Source organism: Lysobacter sp. ESA13C (genome assembly GCF_019970005.1).
Lineage (GTDB): Bacteria > Pseudomonadota > Gammaproteobacteria > Xanthomonadales > Xanthomonadaceae > Lysobacter > Lysobacter antibioticus_B.
Window position 1 is genome coordinate 38,039 of sequence record NZ_JAHXYK010000006.1, and the last position, 15,012, is coordinate 53,050.

A 15,012-nucleotide genomic window follows, 5' to 3' on the forward strand; every position below is an offset into this window, starting at 1 on the left:
GGCGCAAGCTAAGTTCTCGGCAAGCATGAGTTGCGGGCCTGAGCCAACGTCGTAATGGAAGTGGCTAGTCTTGGCAAGAATGTAGCGGCCAGAAACTATGTTGGGGCTGCTGTTGATGCAGGTGGTTTGATTGTCGATGCGGCTGCCACGTTTGTTCCAGGCGTGCTCGGTGGTGCGGGTACCGCTATAAAAGCCGCTAGGCTTGCCGACAATGTGAGGCAGGGTGCTAAAGCAGAGCAAGCGGTTGCTAAAGAACTCGGCGGGAAAGTCGCTGGTCAGCGAGTCACACTGGAATCCAGTACGGGCAAGCGTAGCGTCACCGATATCGTCACAAACGATAAAGGCGTTGTGGAGGTGAAGAGCGGCGAAGCCCAACTAAGTCCAGGGAAAAAAGCGGTAAAAGCGGACATTGATGCGGGTCGGCCGGTAACTCCAAGAGGTCAGAACGCAAAAAATGCAGGCCTAATTCCTGGAAAGCCCACCGTAATGAAGTGCTGCGATGTGAAACGATGCTAAAGAATCCGATTGAACCTTGTGACGCTGATTTCAAGAAGGTCGTGCTCCTTAAGTGCTACGACGCGCTTGCGCTGGCTGGGTTCACGCGCTTTCGGAAAGAGGGCGTGGATTGGCCCATGGAAGGCGGCTTTCATTGCTGGGTAGGCCTGAATTCGGGCTTAGAGAAAGAGCGAGTCGGAATCAATCCGTTCGTTGGTGTGCATGTTGTTCAGGTGGAGAAATTCTGGACCCGTTTAGATCTGGGAAGGAATGCAGTTAAGTACAGTCGAGGTCACGCCACCTATGCCATACATATGGGGGAGCTCGTGCCGCATGAGCCGGTGTTTGAATTTACACGCCATACTGATATTGCTGCAGAAGCAAATCGGTTGGCATGTTTGTATTCGGATATAGGTTTGTCATATGCCCTGTCAATCGGTACCTATGAGCGGTTACTTCCTCTGCTGAGAGAGCGTGTGTCGATGCTTGGCGCTTATCCGGAACGGGTGGCGTCTTGTTTGTATTTGATGGGGCGTAAGGAAGAGGCGCGTTCGTTCGTTGAAGAGTTCTTGCAGGGCCATTGCGCTTACTTTGAAGGCTTTGCAGTCCCGTTCTTGAGGATGCTGGACGACTGATTCACTGTATGCGGCAGGCTGTATTTGCGAGTTTCTTTGTTATTAGATCGTTGGTCAGGCTTCTCGTTCGACGGTGTTGAGTGCTTCCGAGTTTCGTGCTCTACCGAAATTATTAAGTGGCTGGCCTGTAACTGATGTGCTTTCTTCGAGAAAGATGGGTCCAGTAATGTTGTTTTAGGGGGGCAATGATCGTTATGTGGGAATGGTGGTGCCTTCATGAGGTGCGCCATTTGGCGGGCGCTAATGATAAGTGCGACAGAAGAGCCCAAACGAAGAATCCCTACGGAAATAATATTATGAGTGTCGTGCCCGGGTGCTAAAGGATGGAAATATGCCAGCGGTGATGAGGTAGTAAATCCAATGTCTACCGCAGCGAGGGCGATTAATATGAAGGGTAATATTTTATTTCTATTGATCGTGCTGTTTATGTCGCCTGCTTTGCAGGCTCATGCGGCAGATCTGTCGAAATATCCGTGCACAGTGTTCAATGCGGACGTATGTTTCAGGCTCCCAAGAGGGATGTCGCTAGACTATTCCATTCCGTCTGATTTCCATCTCTATACCGTGAGGAAAGGAGGGCTCGCGGTAGCGACAGTTTATGTCGGAGGTGCCCCGCAGAGGATTGAAAGCGACGAGCTGTTGATTAAAAGGAAAGTGCCGGGGTGGGTGTTGAAGATGGGGGCCGCGAAGGACGGCGAAGTGTCTGAAACTTACATTTTACCTAAGGCGCGTTCAAAATCGGCGACCCACATTTCATTAGAAGCTGAGGTGAGCGATCGGGCAAAGGTCGCTGAATTGCTGTCCAGCTTCCGTCCTTGCTATCCAGTTAAGTCTGGTGGGCAACGTTGCCCGAAAGATGGTGTATGGAGCCGAGAGTTAATTGGCTTCATGCTGAGGAAAAGTTCGAATCGATAGTGAGGCCTTTAGATGATGAGGGTGACTGCTCTCCGAGAGGTTTGTTGTTCTGCTCTTCTGGCGTTAATGCTTGTCTCATGCGCTTCATTGAATGAGAGCTATCGTCAAGAGGCAGCGACCCTGCATTCCGGTTTGGAGATGACCGCTGTCGAGATCAAGTCCGGTCATCCCAAAGGCAGCGAAAGCCTCGAGTCAATATTGGGAGACCCGAAGGAGTACTTCTTAAGTGCGCTGAAGCGAGACGCGAAGATAATAAAGGACTACTCTCACGTGAAGTTTGAGGTGCTTGGTTTCACGGATGATATTGAGTGCATCGATAATCAATGTCGAGATCTGTCTATTCGAAGGGCGAGGCTGGTATACGATTGGCTGATTTCTAACGGTATAGCGCCCGCATCACTAAAGCCTCCTGTCGGCCATGGCAGTGAGATGCCAATCGCTGACAACGGTACGGATGAGGGGCGGGAGAAAAATCGGCGCGTCGAGATAAATGTCAGCGTCGACTGACTACGCCTGTATAAGTATGACAAAATCATTTTTGTTGGGGGCTTAACATGCGTCGCGATGTTGCGATGGCTGTTCTGATGTTTTTGGCCTGTTGTACAACGCCGGTAAAATAAATTGGGTTTGGGCCAGGAGATGTTCGCGCTACTTCTTTTGAATTCAATAGGGTCGAATTTAAGGTCGGCCGTCCATTGGCGGATGACTTGCTTGTCGATTCTTTAAGGGAACCAAGTTCGGAGCAGATCAGGCTTTTGAAAGAAAATTCTGGTGCCTTGAAAGAAACGCAGGGACTCGGCGCCGAGGTCATAGGGTTTGCTGACGAAAGAGAGTGTTTGGAAGCTGCCTGTCTGGACTTGTCCATACGAACGTCGTTCTGGCCCGAGTCCTATGCGGGTGATCACCGAGATGCCGTCATTGAGTTAGTTCTGGCTTTCATGCCAATTGATTTCGACGGAGCTGTAACCCGCAACGAGCCATACGGCGACAGGCCGGGGGAGGATAATTGGCCATGCGAATCATATCGTTTTTTGTTCTTTGGCTCATTTTTTTTGGGAGTGGCTTTGCTCAAGAGGGAGGTGATGTCCGGCCCCTGGAGGAGGTTTTTGCAGAATCGGAATATATATTCTTTGGCGCAGTTGTTGGGTCAGGGGTCGGGCCTTGCGCGGGTTATGAAGATCGGCGTTCCTATTACATTATTAGAGTGACCGAGGTTACGAAGGGGCGGCTTGAAAAGAGTGACGTCAAGGCTTGTGGGGACGCGCCGTTGCTGCTATCGAATCGGTATCTTGTGGCGGCTAATAAACATCCGGGCGGCGACATAGTTTTCGAGCCGGATGCTGTGTTGTTGGTTTTTCCCTTCAACGAGTTTTATCGGCTGATTTCGTTTGACGGTCCAGTGGTGGCGTCCGACCGCGGCGACGCATATGCGGTTGGCCTGCTTGAGCCGAATTTCATAAAGCGCTTTGGAACTTCCATTGGCATGAAGAAACGATGTCATCGTTCTTCATGTGGTGGTAGCGAAAAGGCCCGTAAATAGAGGCCGGAATGCACAAGTTGGTCATGGCTGCGCTTGCCGGCGCTCGGCTCTGACGCAAGGCACGGCTCTCGGAAAATTGACATCACGCAATGGCCAGTCGCGCCACTCCTGCCATTCCTTGGCGATATCATTCAGGCCCGAGTCCACGTCGGCGGTCGTGGCGCCGCCGTCGATAAGTTCGCGCAGGTTTTCGGTTGGTTTCGATCAGGCGGGAGCTGTAGCGAGCGTTATGGGCGTTAAACGCGAACGTGGTGTCTTTTATCGCGGCGTTGTCGCCGATTACTCTGCCGGACCGCTAATACTTGTGAGCCAACGAGCGTAAAGCGATGCTGACTGCAACGAGCTTGTCCGCACTTTTCCTGACTATTGCGGGTTCCCAACAGGCGGGCGATGCCGGTCGTGCGGCTTCCGCTGAGCTTTCAAAAGAGTTGCGCGAATCGAGTTCGGTCTCGGTCTACTACGTGTCGCGCACGGGGGAATACTCGTACACGCGCGACGAGATTAAGGAGCAATCCACGCTCTTGATCAGGCGTCAGTGTGGAGGGAACTGCGCCCGCCTGATGGGGCCTGTAGTCCAGCACTTGCGCGACGCGGTTCCGTCGAATTGTCCGGCTGGCCAGGAAACGGCATTGATCGAAATAGGTGGCCGCTCGTCGATTGTCTAAAGCTACGGCGGTAGATCGATTCAGTATCGCGGTAAGTGCAATTTCGGCAAGACAAATATCAGGCAGGGCATTAGAAAGACTGAGATCATCCCGCCCTAGCGCAGCGAGGCCTGTGCTGCGAATGCTATGAGCTTTGCCTGGAGGGGCGATGCATGCGCCCAAGCTGGAGGTAGAACGGCTCGCGTTCTACGCTCCGAATGCATGAGATGCCGCCGGAATGGCGACTATCAGGAGCCGACAAGCCTCACCACTCGCGCCATTCCTCGGTGATGTCGTCCTGGCCCGAGCCGACGCCGGCGGTCGCGGCGACGCCGATGATCAGTTCGCACAGACCTTCGCGCTGGTCGGTTTCGATCAGGCTGTGGCCGCAGCGCGCGTTGAGGGCGTTGAGGGCGAGCACGGTGTCCTTGACCGCGCCGCTGGCGCGGGCGTTGTCGCCGGCGGCGTGGGCGATGGCGTCGAGGAAACGATCGATGATCCCTTCGCAGTCGTCGATGTCCTGGGCGGTGTAACCCGCGTCGCTGCCGTCTTCCTTGAGCTCTTCCATGTAGCTGCGCATGCCGTCGAGGATCTCGCTCTTGAGTTCGACGTAATCGTTCGTTTCCACTTGCACGTGGCCCTCTCTGTGGCGATGGGTGCGGTCGTTCCAGGTTGTCGTTCGCAGGCCGCTGGCGCGTCTGCACGGCAGGTTCGATTCTAGCGGGCCGACATTGCAAGCAGTGCCATCGCTTGGAAGTACGGCATCGCGCAATGGCCGTGACGGTGGTCGGCGAAACGGGGTTCGGAGCGGTCCTGCACTTGCGCATGACGCGGGTTCCGGGGCAGGGCGGCCTGCCCGATCCGTGCTCTGGTCCGTGCTCTGGTCAGATCCGGCGGCGGCGAGGCCTTGCTAGACTCGACAGGTCGGAAGCCATGACAGGGGATGGGGTTCGACAGCTCCGACGCCTGGAAACCGAGTCGTGCAGAAACCCGAGATACCCGCCAACGAAGCCGCGCGCCTGGCGGCGTTGCGCAGCTACGACATCCTCGACACCGCCCCGGAAAAGGATTTCGACGATCTGGTCGCGATCGCGGCCGCGATCTGCGATGTGCCGACCGCCTTGGTCAGCCTGGTCGACGCCGACCGGCAGTGGTTCAAGGCGCGCATCGGCCTGGCCGCGAGCGAGACACCGCGCGAGCTGGCGTTCTGTGCCCACGCTATCCTCGAGCCGAACCGGACCATGGTGGTGCCGGACACGCACAACGATGCGCGTTTCGCCGACAGCCCGCTGGTCGTCGACGACCCGAACATCCGCTTCTATGCCGGGGCGCCGCTGGTGACGCCCGGCGGCGAGGCGCTGGGCACGCTGTGCGTGATCGACCGCCAGCCGCGCGAGTTACGCCAACACCAGTACGTCGCTTTGCAGGCCTTGTCGACCCAGACCTCGCGCCTGCTCGAATTGCGCCGGGTCAGCCACGCTTTGGCACGGCAGTTGCAAGAGAGCGATTGGTACGAGCAGAAGCTGCTGCAGTACCAGGCCGAGCTCGAAGCCAGCAACGCCGATCTGACTGCGCTGACCCGCACCGATCCGCTGACCGGCCTGCCGAACCGGCGCGCGTTCGCGCTGGCGCTGGAACAGGCGCTGGCGCGGCAGCAGGCGCCGGCCGCGCTGCACGTCGCCGTGCTCGACATCGACCACTTCAAGACCATCAACGACGTCCACGGCCACCCCGAAGGCGACCGTGTCCTGCTGGCGGTCGCCGAGGCCTTGCGTCTGTACGCGGCCGCGCCGGGCGGGGTGGCGCGCTACGGCGGCGAGGAGTTCCTGATGATGTTCGAGTGCGGTCAGGCGCAAGCGCAGCTGCAATGCGAGTACGTGCGCGAGGCGGTCGCGAATCTGCCGGTCGGGTTGCCGCTGACCATCAGCATCGGCCTGGCCACGCACCGCGCCGGCGAGGACACGGCGGCCACGTTCGCGCGCGCCGACCAGGCCTTGTACGCGGCCAAGCGCGGCGGGCGCAATCGTGTGGCGGTGGCGGAAGGCGATTGAGCGCGTTGCCGCCAACCGATAGCAGCACGGCTAACGATAGGCCTGTTCGCGTTCGGCCTGCAGGCGCTGGCGCAGGTACTCGTCGCGGCTGAGCCCGCCGGGGATGCGCTGCATCGCCAGGACTTCGGCGACCACGTCGCGTTCGCGCTGCTTGTAGTCCCGGAAACGCGGGTCTCGCTGTTGCTGGTCTTGCCACTGCGCATTACGGCGCGCGGCCTCGGCGCGGTAACGCTGGGCGAGCGCTTCGACCTGCGCCGCCTGTTCGGCGGGGTCGACGACCGTGGCCTGGATCAGCCCGACCCGCAGCAGCATGGTTTCGCCGGCGGAGAGTTCGCCGGCGTTCTCATAGGCATCGATCTTGCGCTCCAACACTTGCGCGCGCTGGCTGCGTGCGACCGGCCCCAGGTTGCGCGCATCGCGGAAGAAGCGCTGCGCATCGCGCTGGAACTGTTGGCGCTGGCGGTAGTCGCGGGCCTGCGGTGTCGCCAGCAGGGCCTGCATCTGCGACGGCGCGCCCGTGCCCTGAGCGTTGCTGGCCGCTACCGTATCGGCTTTCGCCTTGGACAGCGGCAGCCAGCCGCCGCCGACCGCCGCGGCGATGGCCGCGGCGGTCAGGGTGAGCACCCATAAGAGGGTCGTGCGCATCGGTGCCTGCTTCTATCAGGTGTGAGCCGGTCAGGCCAGCAACTGGTCGACCAGCCAGTACAGCAGGTTGAACGGCTTGGCCTTGTCGCGGCTGTCGTTCTGCTCGGAAGCGTCGCGCACCTTGCCGCTGCCGTCGAGCACGCTGTCGATGAAGTGCTTCAGCTCGAGGCTCTGCTCCTGCACGTCGCCGTTCTTGAAATCGACGATGGTCGTGCAATGGCTTTCGTTCAAGGCGCGGTATTGCGGGAAGTAACCGCCGAAGTTGTCCAGGCCGTTGAGGCGGTCCGACAGGCGTTGGGTGTCGGAAGCCCATTTGGCGTGGATCAGGGTTTCTTTCGCGGCCTGGTTCGGCGCCGATTGGATGTCGGCGTGGAAGCGCTCGTAGGAGTACGACGAGTAATTCAGGTCCTGCCAGAAGTGGGTCGCGCCGAGCCGGTCGCTGCCGTGCTTGTTGGCGAGTGCGGGGTAGATCGAACCGAGTTCGTCGAGGTCGAGCTGCGGCAGGCCGCTGGCGAGATAGGCCAGCGGGCCGTTCGGCGCGTCCAGGCCCCAGGCGCCGCGGATATGCGCCATCAACGGCTGCGAGGGATATTGCGCCGGGTTGCCGTTGCGCGGGGTCGGGAAGATCGGGCCGGAGTCGTCGATCAGAAAGGCGCGGCTCGGCGACAGATCGCGGCGCAGCGGGTCGTAGTTGATCAGGCTGCCGGCGCCGCCGGCGCTGCAGCCGGTGCTGAGCATCTGCCCGGGCCGCGGCAGGTTGTCCTTCAGCCAGGCGGTCAGCGCGCGCGAATTGCGCAGGCCGTTGTGGTGCCAGACCAGCGGTTGCGCTTGCCCGGTCGGGTCGTCGTAGACCGCGACCTTGTCGCCGCCGTAGAGGTCGCCGGTGCAATAGGGCACGTAGACCATGTTCCAGCCCTGGGTCTTGACCCCGTCGAACGGGCTGACCCGGGTCACGAACGGACTGACCAGGCTCGCGCCGGGATTGAGCAGCTTCATGTAGTCGTCGGGCACGCCGTTGGGATTGCGCGCGCCGCGCACGCCGCCCTGGCCCGAGCAGCTCGCATAGTCCCAGCAGGCGCCGCCGCCTTCCATGTAGATGATGGTGTTGGTGGTGTCGGGCACGCGGTTGACGAAGATCTTGTACGGCGAACCGTTGCCGCAGACTGCGCCGGTCTCGGCGGGCAACTGCACCGTCTGCCACTGGTAGTAGGCGCCGGGGTCGAAGCCGTCGGCGCGTGCGGCGTCGCGACTGAGCAGCGGGTACTGCCCGCTGCGTTGCGCCGGCTGGACTTTGTTGTCGGCCTTGGGCGGCGAGAACAGGTTGCGGATGGTTTCGAAGAAACCGTAATCGCCTTGCTCGGCATGCGAGGGCAGGCTGGACAAGGCGACGGCGCCGCCCAGAAGGGCGACGGCCACGTGACGGCTCAGTGCCATGATCTCTCTCCTTGGATCGTCATGAAGGGAGGAGCGGGTCGCGTTACCGGCGCGCGCTAGGGCGTGCGCGAGGCCGGTTCCCCTCCGTACTGCCGCGTCTGGATATCGCCCGCCGTACGGCCGCGTCAATCGCGCCGGCGTGCGCCGGACCCGATCTGCGCAGATTGACCGCTAATGCGGCCGCGCCTGTCCGCTAATGCCCGGACCCCGATCACGGAATCGCCGAGTGCGGTCGGCGCCTTCGTGCGCTGCAACACGCGGAGTCGATGCATCGCTGGTATGAGCCACCAGGAGCGTTCGTGCCTTCAAAGCCACCGTGCTGTTCCCCCTTTGCAAAGGGGGGCAGAGGGGATTTGCGCCAGATCGTGAGGCCCCGCCTGACCGGCGACCCTACAAACGCTACGACCAGGCGCAGCAACTCACTCTCCCGGCACGGCCCCCGCCGTCGCCGCGGCCGACGCCGCGCGCCGCGCCAGCACCGCTTCGCGATGGGCGATGTAGGCGTTGGACGCCAGGATGATCGCCGCGCCGGTCACCGTGTAGGCGTCCACGCCTTCGCCGAACCAGAGCCAGCCGGCCAGCGCCACCAACGGCAGTTGCATGAAGCTGATCGGCGTCAGCGCCGAGACTTCGCCGAGTTTGAGCGCGTGCGTCCACAGCACTTGCCCGCCGGTGCCGAAGATGCCGGCGGCGATGATCCACCACCACACCGTGCCCTGCGGCCACTGCCAGACGAACAGTGCCGGGACCAACGACATCGGCACCCAGAACGCATAGGTGTAGAGGACGATGGTGTTGGCCGAGTCGATGCGCGAGAGCTGCTTGATCTGGATCGAGATCACCCCGCCGAGCACCGCGGCGAGCAGGGCGGCGAGGCTGTCGATGGAGAAATCCGCCGAGCCCGGCCGCACGATCACCAGCACGCCGATGAAACCGGCCAGCACCGCGAGCCAGCGCCGCGCGCGCACCTGTTCGTGCAGGAACAGCACTGCGGCGATGGTGACGAAGATCGGCGTCGAATAGGTCAGCGAAATCGCCTGCGCCAGCGGCAGGTGGCCGATGGCCCAGAAGCCGGCGAGCATCGAGCAGATGCCGATCAGGCAGCGCACGAAATACTTCGGCAATTGCCGGGTACGCAGTTCCGCGCGCTGCGCGCCGAGCAACAGCGGCAACACCGCGAGCAGGCCGAACAGGTTGCGGAAGAACGCGATCTCGAAGGTATGCAGCGATTGCGAAGCGAAACGGATCGCGATGGTCATCACGCCGAACGAGATCGTGCTGGCCAGCATCAGGCTGGCGGCCCGCATCGGATGCGCCGGCGCGGCGCTCACCACGTGGCGCCGATCAGGCGCGGTTCCGGTTCGATCGCGACCCCGTAGCGGGACTGCACCGAGGCGGCGATGCGGCGGGCCAGGTCGAGCAGTTGCACGCCGCTGGCCCGGCCATGGTTGACCAGGACCAGCGCATGCGCGGCCGACACGCCGGCGTCGCCGTCGCGATGGCCTTTCCAGCCGCAGCCGTCGATCAGCCAGGCCGCCGACAGCTTGCGCGTGTCGGCGTCGTTGCCGCGGAACGACGGCATCGACGGATGCTCGGCCAGCAAGGCTTCTGCTTGCGCGATCGGCACGATCGGGTTCTTGAAGAAGCTGCCGGCGTTGCCGAGCACGGACGGGTCGGGCAGCTTGCGGCGGCGGATCGCGATCACCGCGTCGGCGACCGCCTGCGGCGTCGGTGCATGCACGCCCATCGTCGCGAGCTCATCGCCGATGCCGGCGTAGTCGAGCCTGAGCGCGGGCACGCGCGACAGCGAAAACTCGACCGCGCTGATCAGGTAACGGTCCGGCGATTGCTTGAACAGGCTGTCGCGGTAGGCGAACCGGCATTGCGCGTTGTCGAAGCGCAACCAACGCCCGGTCGCCGGCTCGAAGGCTTCGACTGCGTGCACGAAGTCGCGCACCTCGACCCCGTAGGCGCCGATGTTCTGGATCGGCGAGGCACCGACCGTGCCCGGGATCAGGGCCAGGTTTTCGGGGCCGGCGAAGCCTTGCGCCAGCATCTGCATGACGAAGCCGTGCCAGGGCAAGCCGGCATCGGCGCGGACGATCGCGCGTTCGCCGTCGTCTTCGACGATGCGCACCTGGCGGCCGCTGAGTTCGAGCACCGCACCGCTCGGGTCGCCGGCGAACAGCAGATTGCTGCCGCCGCCGAGCACCAGGGCCAGGCCGTCGCTCAGTTCGGGGCGTTGCAGCGCCTCGGGCAGGGCCGCGGCCTCGTCGACGCTGACCAGCCACGGCGCGCGCGCGGCGACACCGAAGCTGTTGCGGTCTTTCAGGGATGCATCGCGCAGCACGCGCACGCTCGGGCTCATGCGCTCATGCCTGCGAATCATGCTTGCGATAGGGAATCGGGTGGATGACGGCGGGCTCAGATCGTCGGCGGGACATTGCCGCGGCTGGGCGCTTCCTTGCGGCGGCGGATCGCTTCGACGCATTCGTGGACCAGGGCCGGCCCGCGATAGACCAGCCCCGAATAGCACTGCACCAGGCTCGCGCCCGCGGCCATCTTGGTGACCGCGTCGGCGCCCGACAGGATGCCGCCGACGCCGATCATCGAAATGTTTTCCGGCAGGCGCGTGCGCATCTTGCGCAGCACCGTGGTCGATTGGCTCATCAGCGGGCGCCCGGACAGGCCGCCGGCTTCCTTCGCATGCGGGCTGTCTTCGACGCCGTCGCGCGCGATGGTGGTGTTGGTGGCGATGACGCCGTCGACCTGCAACTCGCCGAGCACGCGGCCGGCGGCCTCGATGTCGTCGTCGGACAGGTCGGGCGCGATCTTGACCAGCATCGGCACGCGCCGGCCTTCGCGCGCGGCGAATTTCTCCTGCGCCTCGCGCAGGCTGCCGACCAGGCGGCGCAGCGACTGCTCCTCCTGCAGTTCGCGCAGGCCGGCGGTGTTGGGCGAGGAGATGTTGACGGTGATGTAGTCGGCCAGCGGATACACGCGTTCGAGGCAGTAGAGGTAATCGCTCTCCGCGTTCTCGTTCGGGGTGTCCTTGTTCTTGCCGATGTTGATGCCGAGCAGGCCGCGCTTGCGCCGCGCCTTGGCGACGTTGCGCACCAGCGCGTCGACGCCGTCGTTGTTGAAGCCCAGGCGATTGATCACGGCCTGCTGTTCGGGCAGGCGGAACATGCGCGGACGCGGGTTGCCGGCCTGCGGCTTGGGCGTGACGGTGCCGATCTCGATGAAGCCGAAACCCAGCGAGAGCAGGGCGTCGACGTGGGCGCCGTTCTTGTCCAGGCCGGCGGCCAGGCCGACCGGATTGGGGAAGCTGAGGCCGAAGACCTTGGTCGGCAGCGGCTTGGGCGGCCGCGCCATGAGTGGATTGAGGCCGCTGCGATAAGCGGTTTCCAGCGCCGTCAGGCCTAGGCCGTGCGCTCGTTCGGCATCCAGTCCGAAGAGAAAGGGTCGGGCAAGGCTGTACACGAGGTCGTCGGGGGCGCTCGGGGACGGGGACGCCGATTATCGCCCAAGCGGGTGGCTCGGGGCGAGCATGGCGTGTGGCGGTTGGCGGCGGGCGGGCTGGGCCGCAGCCGGCGGGATGGCGCGGCGGTTGCGCGATGCGCCCGGGGACGCATCGCGCAGGCGAGGTTATTGGTTGCCGCTCAGGGCCACGATCGTGGCCAGGCCGCCGAAGAACAGCACGATGACGATGAGGCTGAGCAGGGCGATGATCACCGAGCCCCAGCCCAGGATCAGGCCGCCGATAGCCAGGCCGTTGCCGTCGTAGCGGTCCGGTTCGCGGCGGATCTGGCCGCGCGCCATGTGGCCGGTGATGATGGCGCCGAGACTGCCGACCAGGGGCAGCAGGGTCCAGCCGAGGATGCCGGCGATCAGGCTGATGATGGCCAGGACATTGGTCTGGCGGACAGGCATTTGCATGGGGGACGTTCCCTCGTGATGTGAATATCGTCACAGCATACGACGGGCTCGCCGCGCCGGCATGTTCGCCGCGGGTTATCGCGACGACGCAAAGACGAAGCGGTCCGCAAAGCGCGTTCGCGGTCCGCGTTCGATCATGGCCGGTACCGGGCGCGTGCCGATGCCCGCGATAGATCAATCCGGCGGATAGCTCATCGCGCAGCCGCTGGCGGTCTCGCAGTCCCACATGGCTTCCAGGCAGGGCTGGGTGTCGCCGGGGCTGTTGCTTCGGCAGGCGTAATAGCCGGCCAGGCAGTGCTCGCATTGCGGCGCGGCGTAGGCGGTCAGGGCGGCGGCGAAGCCGAATACGCCGAAGGCCAGTGCGCTTAAGCGGATGCTGCGGTTCCGTGTGTCCACAAGACGTCCTTCACCGTCGCCAGTCCATCTGGCGAGCCCATGCTAGGGGCGGCGGCGCGGCGATTACGCCGAATACGTCGCGGTCTGCGATCGCCGGTGTGACGGACTTTTGCGCTTGCGATCACAAAACGGTGTGGTTGCCGGGGACTGCGTTGCGCTAGCCCGGGCTGCTGGAATCGATGGGCTCGACCAACACTTCGGCCGGCCTGAGGCAAAACCGCGGAGAGTTCTCGCCGAACCACAGGTAACCGTAAGCGTCGATGCGCAAAACCGGCAGTGACTGGCCTTCGAAGCGGCGCAGCTCCGCGACCTCTGGCTCGGGCAGGTCGTGGATCAACCAGTCGGGCAAACAGGGAATGCATACCCGCGTGCCTGCACCGATGGGCTGGCCCGCGGCATCCGTTGCCGCCAGGGGATACCCCGGCGGCAACGGACCTGGCGTTCGATCGGAGAACGGCATCGCCGCCCGCGCTTACAGATCGAACTTGATGCCCTGCGCCAGCGGCAATGCGTCGGAGTAGTTGATCGTGTTGGTCTGGCGGCGCATGTAGGCGCGCCACGCGTCCGAACCCGACTCGCGACCGCCGCCGGTTTCCTTCTCGCCGCCGAACGCGCCGCCGATCTCGGCGCCGGAGGTGCCGATGTTGACGTTGGCGATGCCGCAGTCGGAACCCGCCGCCGACAGGAAAGCTTCGGCGGCCTTGAGGTTGGCGGTGAAGATCGACGACGACAGGCCCTGCGGCACGTCGTTCTGCAGCGCGATGGCTTCGTCCAGCGTTTTGAACTTCATCACGTACAGGATCGGCGCGAAGGTTTCGGTCTGCACCACTTCGGCGTCGTTGCTCAGGCCGGTGACGATGGTCGGCAGGACGAAGTTGCCCTTGCGCTCGATCTGCGCGCCGCCGGTCTCGACCTTGCCGCCGCTGGCCTTGGCCTTTTCGACCGCATCCAGGTAGGCCTGCACCGCATCGCGGCTGTTGAGCGGGCCCATCAGGTTGGCCGGGTCGGTCGGGTCGCCGATCTTCTTCTCGACCTGCTTGAACGCCGCGACCAGCTTGGCCAGCACGTCGTCATGGATCGACTCGTGCACGAACAGACGACGCGTGGTGGTGCAACGCTGGCCGGCGGTGCCGACCGCGCCGAACGCGATCGCCGGGATCGCCAGCTTCAGGTCGGCCGAAGCGTCGACGATGATGGCGTTGTTGCCGCCGAGTTCCAGCAGCGAGCGGCCCATGCGGCGCGCGACGCGCTCGCCGACCACGCGGCCGACCTTGGTCGAACCGGTGAAGCTGACCAGCGCGATGCGCTTGTCGTCGACGAAGTTCGAGGCCAGCTCGGTGCCGGCGTCGTTGAACAGGAAGAAGATGTCCGGGAAACCGGCGGCGCGCAGCGCTTCGTTGCAGATCTTCATCGAGGCGATCGCCGACAACGGGGTCTTCGGCGAGGGCTTCCAGATGGTGATGTCGCCGCAGATCGCCGCGATGAACGAGTTCCAGGCCCACACCGCGACCGGGAAGTTGAACGCCGAGATCACGCCGACCAGGCCGAGCGGATGCCACTGCTCGTACATGCGGTGACCCGGGCGCTCGGAGTGCATGGTCAGGCCGTACAGCTGGCGCGACAGGCCGACGGCGAAATCGCCGATGTCGATCATTTCCTGCACTTCGCCGTCGCCTTCCGGCTTGGACTTGCCCATTTCCAGCGCGACCAGCGAACCCAGCGCGTCCTTGTGCTTGCGCAGCGCGTCGGCGCACAGGCGGATCGCTTCGCCGCGGCGCGGGGCCGGGGTGGTGCGCCACACCGCGAAGGCGGCTTGGGCGCGTTCGACGATGGTGTCGTAATCGCTCTGCGAGGACGCCTGCACGCGCGCCAGCACTTCGCCGTCGGTGGGATTGATCGGCTCCAGCACGCCGGCGTCGGCGGTCTTCGACCATTCGCCATGACCGAGGTAGGTGCCGGACTCGTTGTCTTTGAGTCCCAGGGCGGCGAGAACGGGGTGGGTCATACCGAAAGCTCCAAGTGATGGTCGCGCCGTGGCGCGGCGAGACGGAAAGGGGACGCCCTCGCGGGCGCCGGCAGCGCGCATGAGCGGCGCTGCGTGGTTGGCGACCCCGACACGATTCGGACGTGTGACCTTCCCCTTAGGAGGGGGGCGCCGCGTCCAATCGAAGCGTGGGGTGCTCCGGCGAATTGTAGCCGGTGGGCCGCGGCGGTGCTCGGCAACGGCCGGTAACGGGCGCTTATGGCCGGTTATTGCATGTTGATTGCCCGTCATGGCCGGCATGGCTAGGCCGATCACGGCCGCGCGGCGGGCCGCG

Annotated in this window: 17 protein-coding genes and 1 tRNA gene; 7 read left to right on the forward strand and 11 right to left on the reverse strand. The window is 63.4% G+C overall.

All coding sequences use genetic code 11. The features are described from left to right. Positions 1-54: 54 nt before the first annotated feature. The 6 genes from LC490_RS13735 to LC490_RS13760 all read left to right on the forward strand — a co-directional run bounded on the left by LC490_RS13735 (position 55) and on the right by LC490_RS13760 (position 4,250). Complete coding sequence (locus tag LC490_RS13735) at positions 55-516, forward strand: hypothetical protein (protein WP_223620517.1); 462 nt, start codon at positions 55-57, stop codon at positions 514-516. Next, positions 510-1,130, forward strand: coding sequence for a hypothetical protein (locus LC490_RS13740; protein WP_223620518.1), 621 nt, complete (start codon positions 510-512; stop codon positions 1,128-1,130). The genes LC490_RS13735 and LC490_RS13740 overlap by 7 nt, the downstream gene beginning before the upstream one ends. A gap of 387 nt (positions 1,131-1,517) precedes the next feature. Further along, the gene (locus LC490_RS13745; RefSeq protein WP_223620519.1) at positions 1,518-2,045 is read left to right on the forward strand and encodes a hypothetical protein; all 528 of its coding nucleotides are present in this window, start codon (positions 1,518-1,520) and stop codon (positions 2,043-2,045) included. Positions 2,046-2,183: 138 nt separating this feature from the next. Continuing rightward, positions 2,184-2,552 (forward strand): OmpA family protein, encoded by a 369-nt coding sequence (locus LC490_RS13750; RefSeq protein WP_223620520.1) that lies wholly within the window; start codon positions 2,184-2,186, stop codon positions 2,550-2,552. A gap of 505 nt (positions 2,553-3,057) precedes the next feature. Further along, positions 3,058-3,585, forward strand: a complete 528-nt coding sequence (locus LC490_RS13755) for a hypothetical protein (protein ID WP_223620521.1) — start codon at positions 3,058-3,060, stop codon at positions 3,583-3,585. 326 nt (positions 3,586-3,911) lie between these two features. Next, complete coding sequence (locus LC490_RS13760) at positions 3,912-4,250, forward strand: hypothetical protein (RefSeq protein WP_223620522.1); 339 nt, start codon at positions 3,912-3,914, stop codon at positions 4,248-4,250. Between the two features lie 244 nt (positions 4,251-4,494). Here the strand turns inward: LC490_RS13760 and LC490_RS13765 are convergent, their stop codons facing one another. Beyond that, positions 4,495-4,863 (reverse strand): hypothetical protein, encoded by a 369-nt coding sequence (locus LC490_RS13765; protein WP_223620523.1) that lies wholly within the window; start codon positions 4,861-4,863, stop codon positions 4,495-4,497. A gap of 346 nt (positions 4,864-5,209) precedes the next feature. Here LC490_RS13765 and LC490_RS13770 point away from each other — a divergent pair, with 346 nt between their 5' ends. Continuing rightward, complete coding sequence (locus LC490_RS13770) at positions 5,210-6,280, forward strand: sensor domain-containing diguanylate cyclase (RefSeq protein ID WP_031373786.1); 1,071 nt, start codon at positions 5,210-5,212, stop codon at positions 6,278-6,280. 30 nt (positions 6,281-6,310) lie between these two features. Here the strand turns inward: LC490_RS13770 and LC490_RS13775 are convergent, their stop codons facing one another. From LC490_RS13775 to LC490_RS13820, 10 genes are all read right to left on the reverse strand, one after another. Next, positions 6,311-6,925: a hypothetical protein gene (locus tag LC490_RS13775; RefSeq protein WP_223620524.1), complete on the reverse strand. Its 615-nt coding sequence runs from the start codon at positions 6,923-6,925 to the stop codon at positions 6,311-6,313. Positions 6,926-6,955: 30 nt separating this feature from the next. Then, the gene (locus LC490_RS13780) at positions 6,956-8,359 is read right to left on the reverse strand and encodes a pectin acetylesterase-family hydrolase (RefSeq protein ID WP_031373784.1); all 1,404 of its coding nucleotides are present in this window, start codon (positions 8,357-8,359) and stop codon (positions 6,956-6,958) included. Between the two features lie 419 nt (positions 8,360-8,778). Continuing rightward, complete coding sequence (locus LC490_RS13785; protein WP_223620686.1) at positions 8,779-9,666, reverse strand: DMT family transporter; 888 nt, start codon at positions 9,664-9,666, stop codon at positions 8,779-8,781. A 20-nt stretch (positions 9,667-9,686) separates the two neighbouring features. Beyond that, a complete protein-coding gene (gene murB / locus LC490_RS13790) occupies positions 9,687-10,727 on the reverse strand; it encodes a UDP-N-acetylmuramate dehydrogenase (RefSeq protein ID WP_223620525.1) in 1,041 nt (346 codons plus the stop codon). Between the two features lie 56 nt (positions 10,728-10,783). Next, a complete protein-coding gene (locus tag LC490_RS13795; protein WP_031373781.1) occupies positions 10,784-11,842 on the reverse strand; it encodes a quinone-dependent dihydroorotate dehydrogenase in 1,059 nt (352 codons plus the stop codon). A 165-nt stretch (positions 11,843-12,007) separates the two neighbouring features. Further along, positions 12,008-12,298 carry a DUF4190 domain-containing protein gene (locus LC490_RS13800; protein ID WP_223620526.1) on the reverse strand — a complete coding sequence of 97 codons (291 nt, stop codon included), beginning with the start codon at positions 12,296-12,298 and terminating at the stop codon, positions 12,008-12,010. Positions 12,299-12,472: 174 nt separating this feature from the next. Next, positions 12,473-12,694 carry a hypothetical protein gene (locus LC490_RS13805; protein ID WP_223620527.1) on the reverse strand — a complete coding sequence of 74 codons (222 nt, stop codon included), beginning with the start codon at positions 12,692-12,694 and terminating at the stop codon, positions 12,473-12,475. 157 nt (positions 12,695-12,851) lie between these two features. Then, on the reverse strand, positions 12,852-13,043 hold the full coding sequence (locus tag LC490_RS13810; RefSeq protein WP_031373778.1) for a hypothetical protein: 192 nt from the start codon (positions 13,041-13,043) through the stop codon (positions 12,852-12,854). Positions 13,044-13,166: 123 nt separating this feature from the next. Next, the gene (locus tag LC490_RS13815) at positions 13,167-14,699 is read right to left on the reverse strand and encodes an aldehyde dehydrogenase family protein (protein WP_031373777.1); all 1,533 of its coding nucleotides are present in this window, start codon (positions 14,697-14,699) and stop codon (positions 13,167-13,169) included. 98 nt (positions 14,700-14,797) lie between these two features. Then, positions 14,798-14,922, reverse strand: a tRNA-Arg gene (locus LC490_RS13820). Between the last annotated feature and the right edge of the window lie 90 nt (positions 14,923-15,012).

Bases quoted from the DNA above. Each gene is read 5' to 3' on its own strand.
- LC490_RS13735 (WP_223620517.1), top strand. From the start codon at position 55: ATGGAAGTGGCTAGTCTTGGCAAGAATGTAGCGGCCAGAAACTATGTT.
- LC490_RS13740 (WP_223620518.1), top strand. From the start codon at position 510: ATGCTAAAGAATCCGATTGAACCTTGTGACGCTGATTTCAAGAAGGTC.
- LC490_RS13745 (WP_223620519.1), top strand. From the start codon at position 1,518: ATGAAGGGTAATATTTTATTTCTATTGATCGTGCTGTTTATGTCGCCT.
- LC490_RS13750 (WP_223620520.1), top strand. From the start codon at position 2,184: ATGACCGCTGTCGAGATCAAGTCCGGTCATCCCAAAGGCAGCGAAAGC.
- LC490_RS13755 (WP_223620521.1), top strand. From the start codon at position 3,058: ATGCGAATCATATCGTTTTTTGTTCTTTGGCTCATTTTTTTTGGGAGT.
- LC490_RS13760 (WP_223620522.1), top strand. From the start codon at position 3,912: ATGCTGACTGCAACGAGCTTGTCCGCACTTTTCCTGACTATTGCGGGT.
- LC490_RS13775 (WP_223620524.1), bottom strand. From the start codon at position 6,925: ATGCGCACGACCCTCTTATGGGTGCTCACCCTGACCGCCGCGGCCATC.
- LC490_RS13780 (WP_031373784.1), bottom strand. From the start codon at position 8,359: ATGGCACTGAGCCGTCACGTGGCCGTCGCCCTTCTGGGCGGCGCCGTC.
- LC490_RS13785 (WP_223620686.1), bottom strand. From the start codon at position 9,666: ATGCGGGCCGCCAGCCTGATGCTGGCCAGCACGATCTCGTTCGGCGTG.
- murB (WP_223620525.1), bottom strand. From the start codon at position 10,727: ATGAGCCCGAGCGTGCGCGTGCTGCGCGATGCATCCCTGAAAGACCGC.
- LC490_RS13800 (WP_223620526.1), bottom strand. From the start codon at position 12,298: ATGCAAATGCCTGTCCGCCAGACCAATGTCCTGGCCATCATCAGCCTG.
- LC490_RS13815 (WP_031373777.1), bottom strand. From the start codon at position 14,699: ATGACCCACCCCGTTCTCGCCGCCCTGGGACTCAAAGACAACGAGTCC.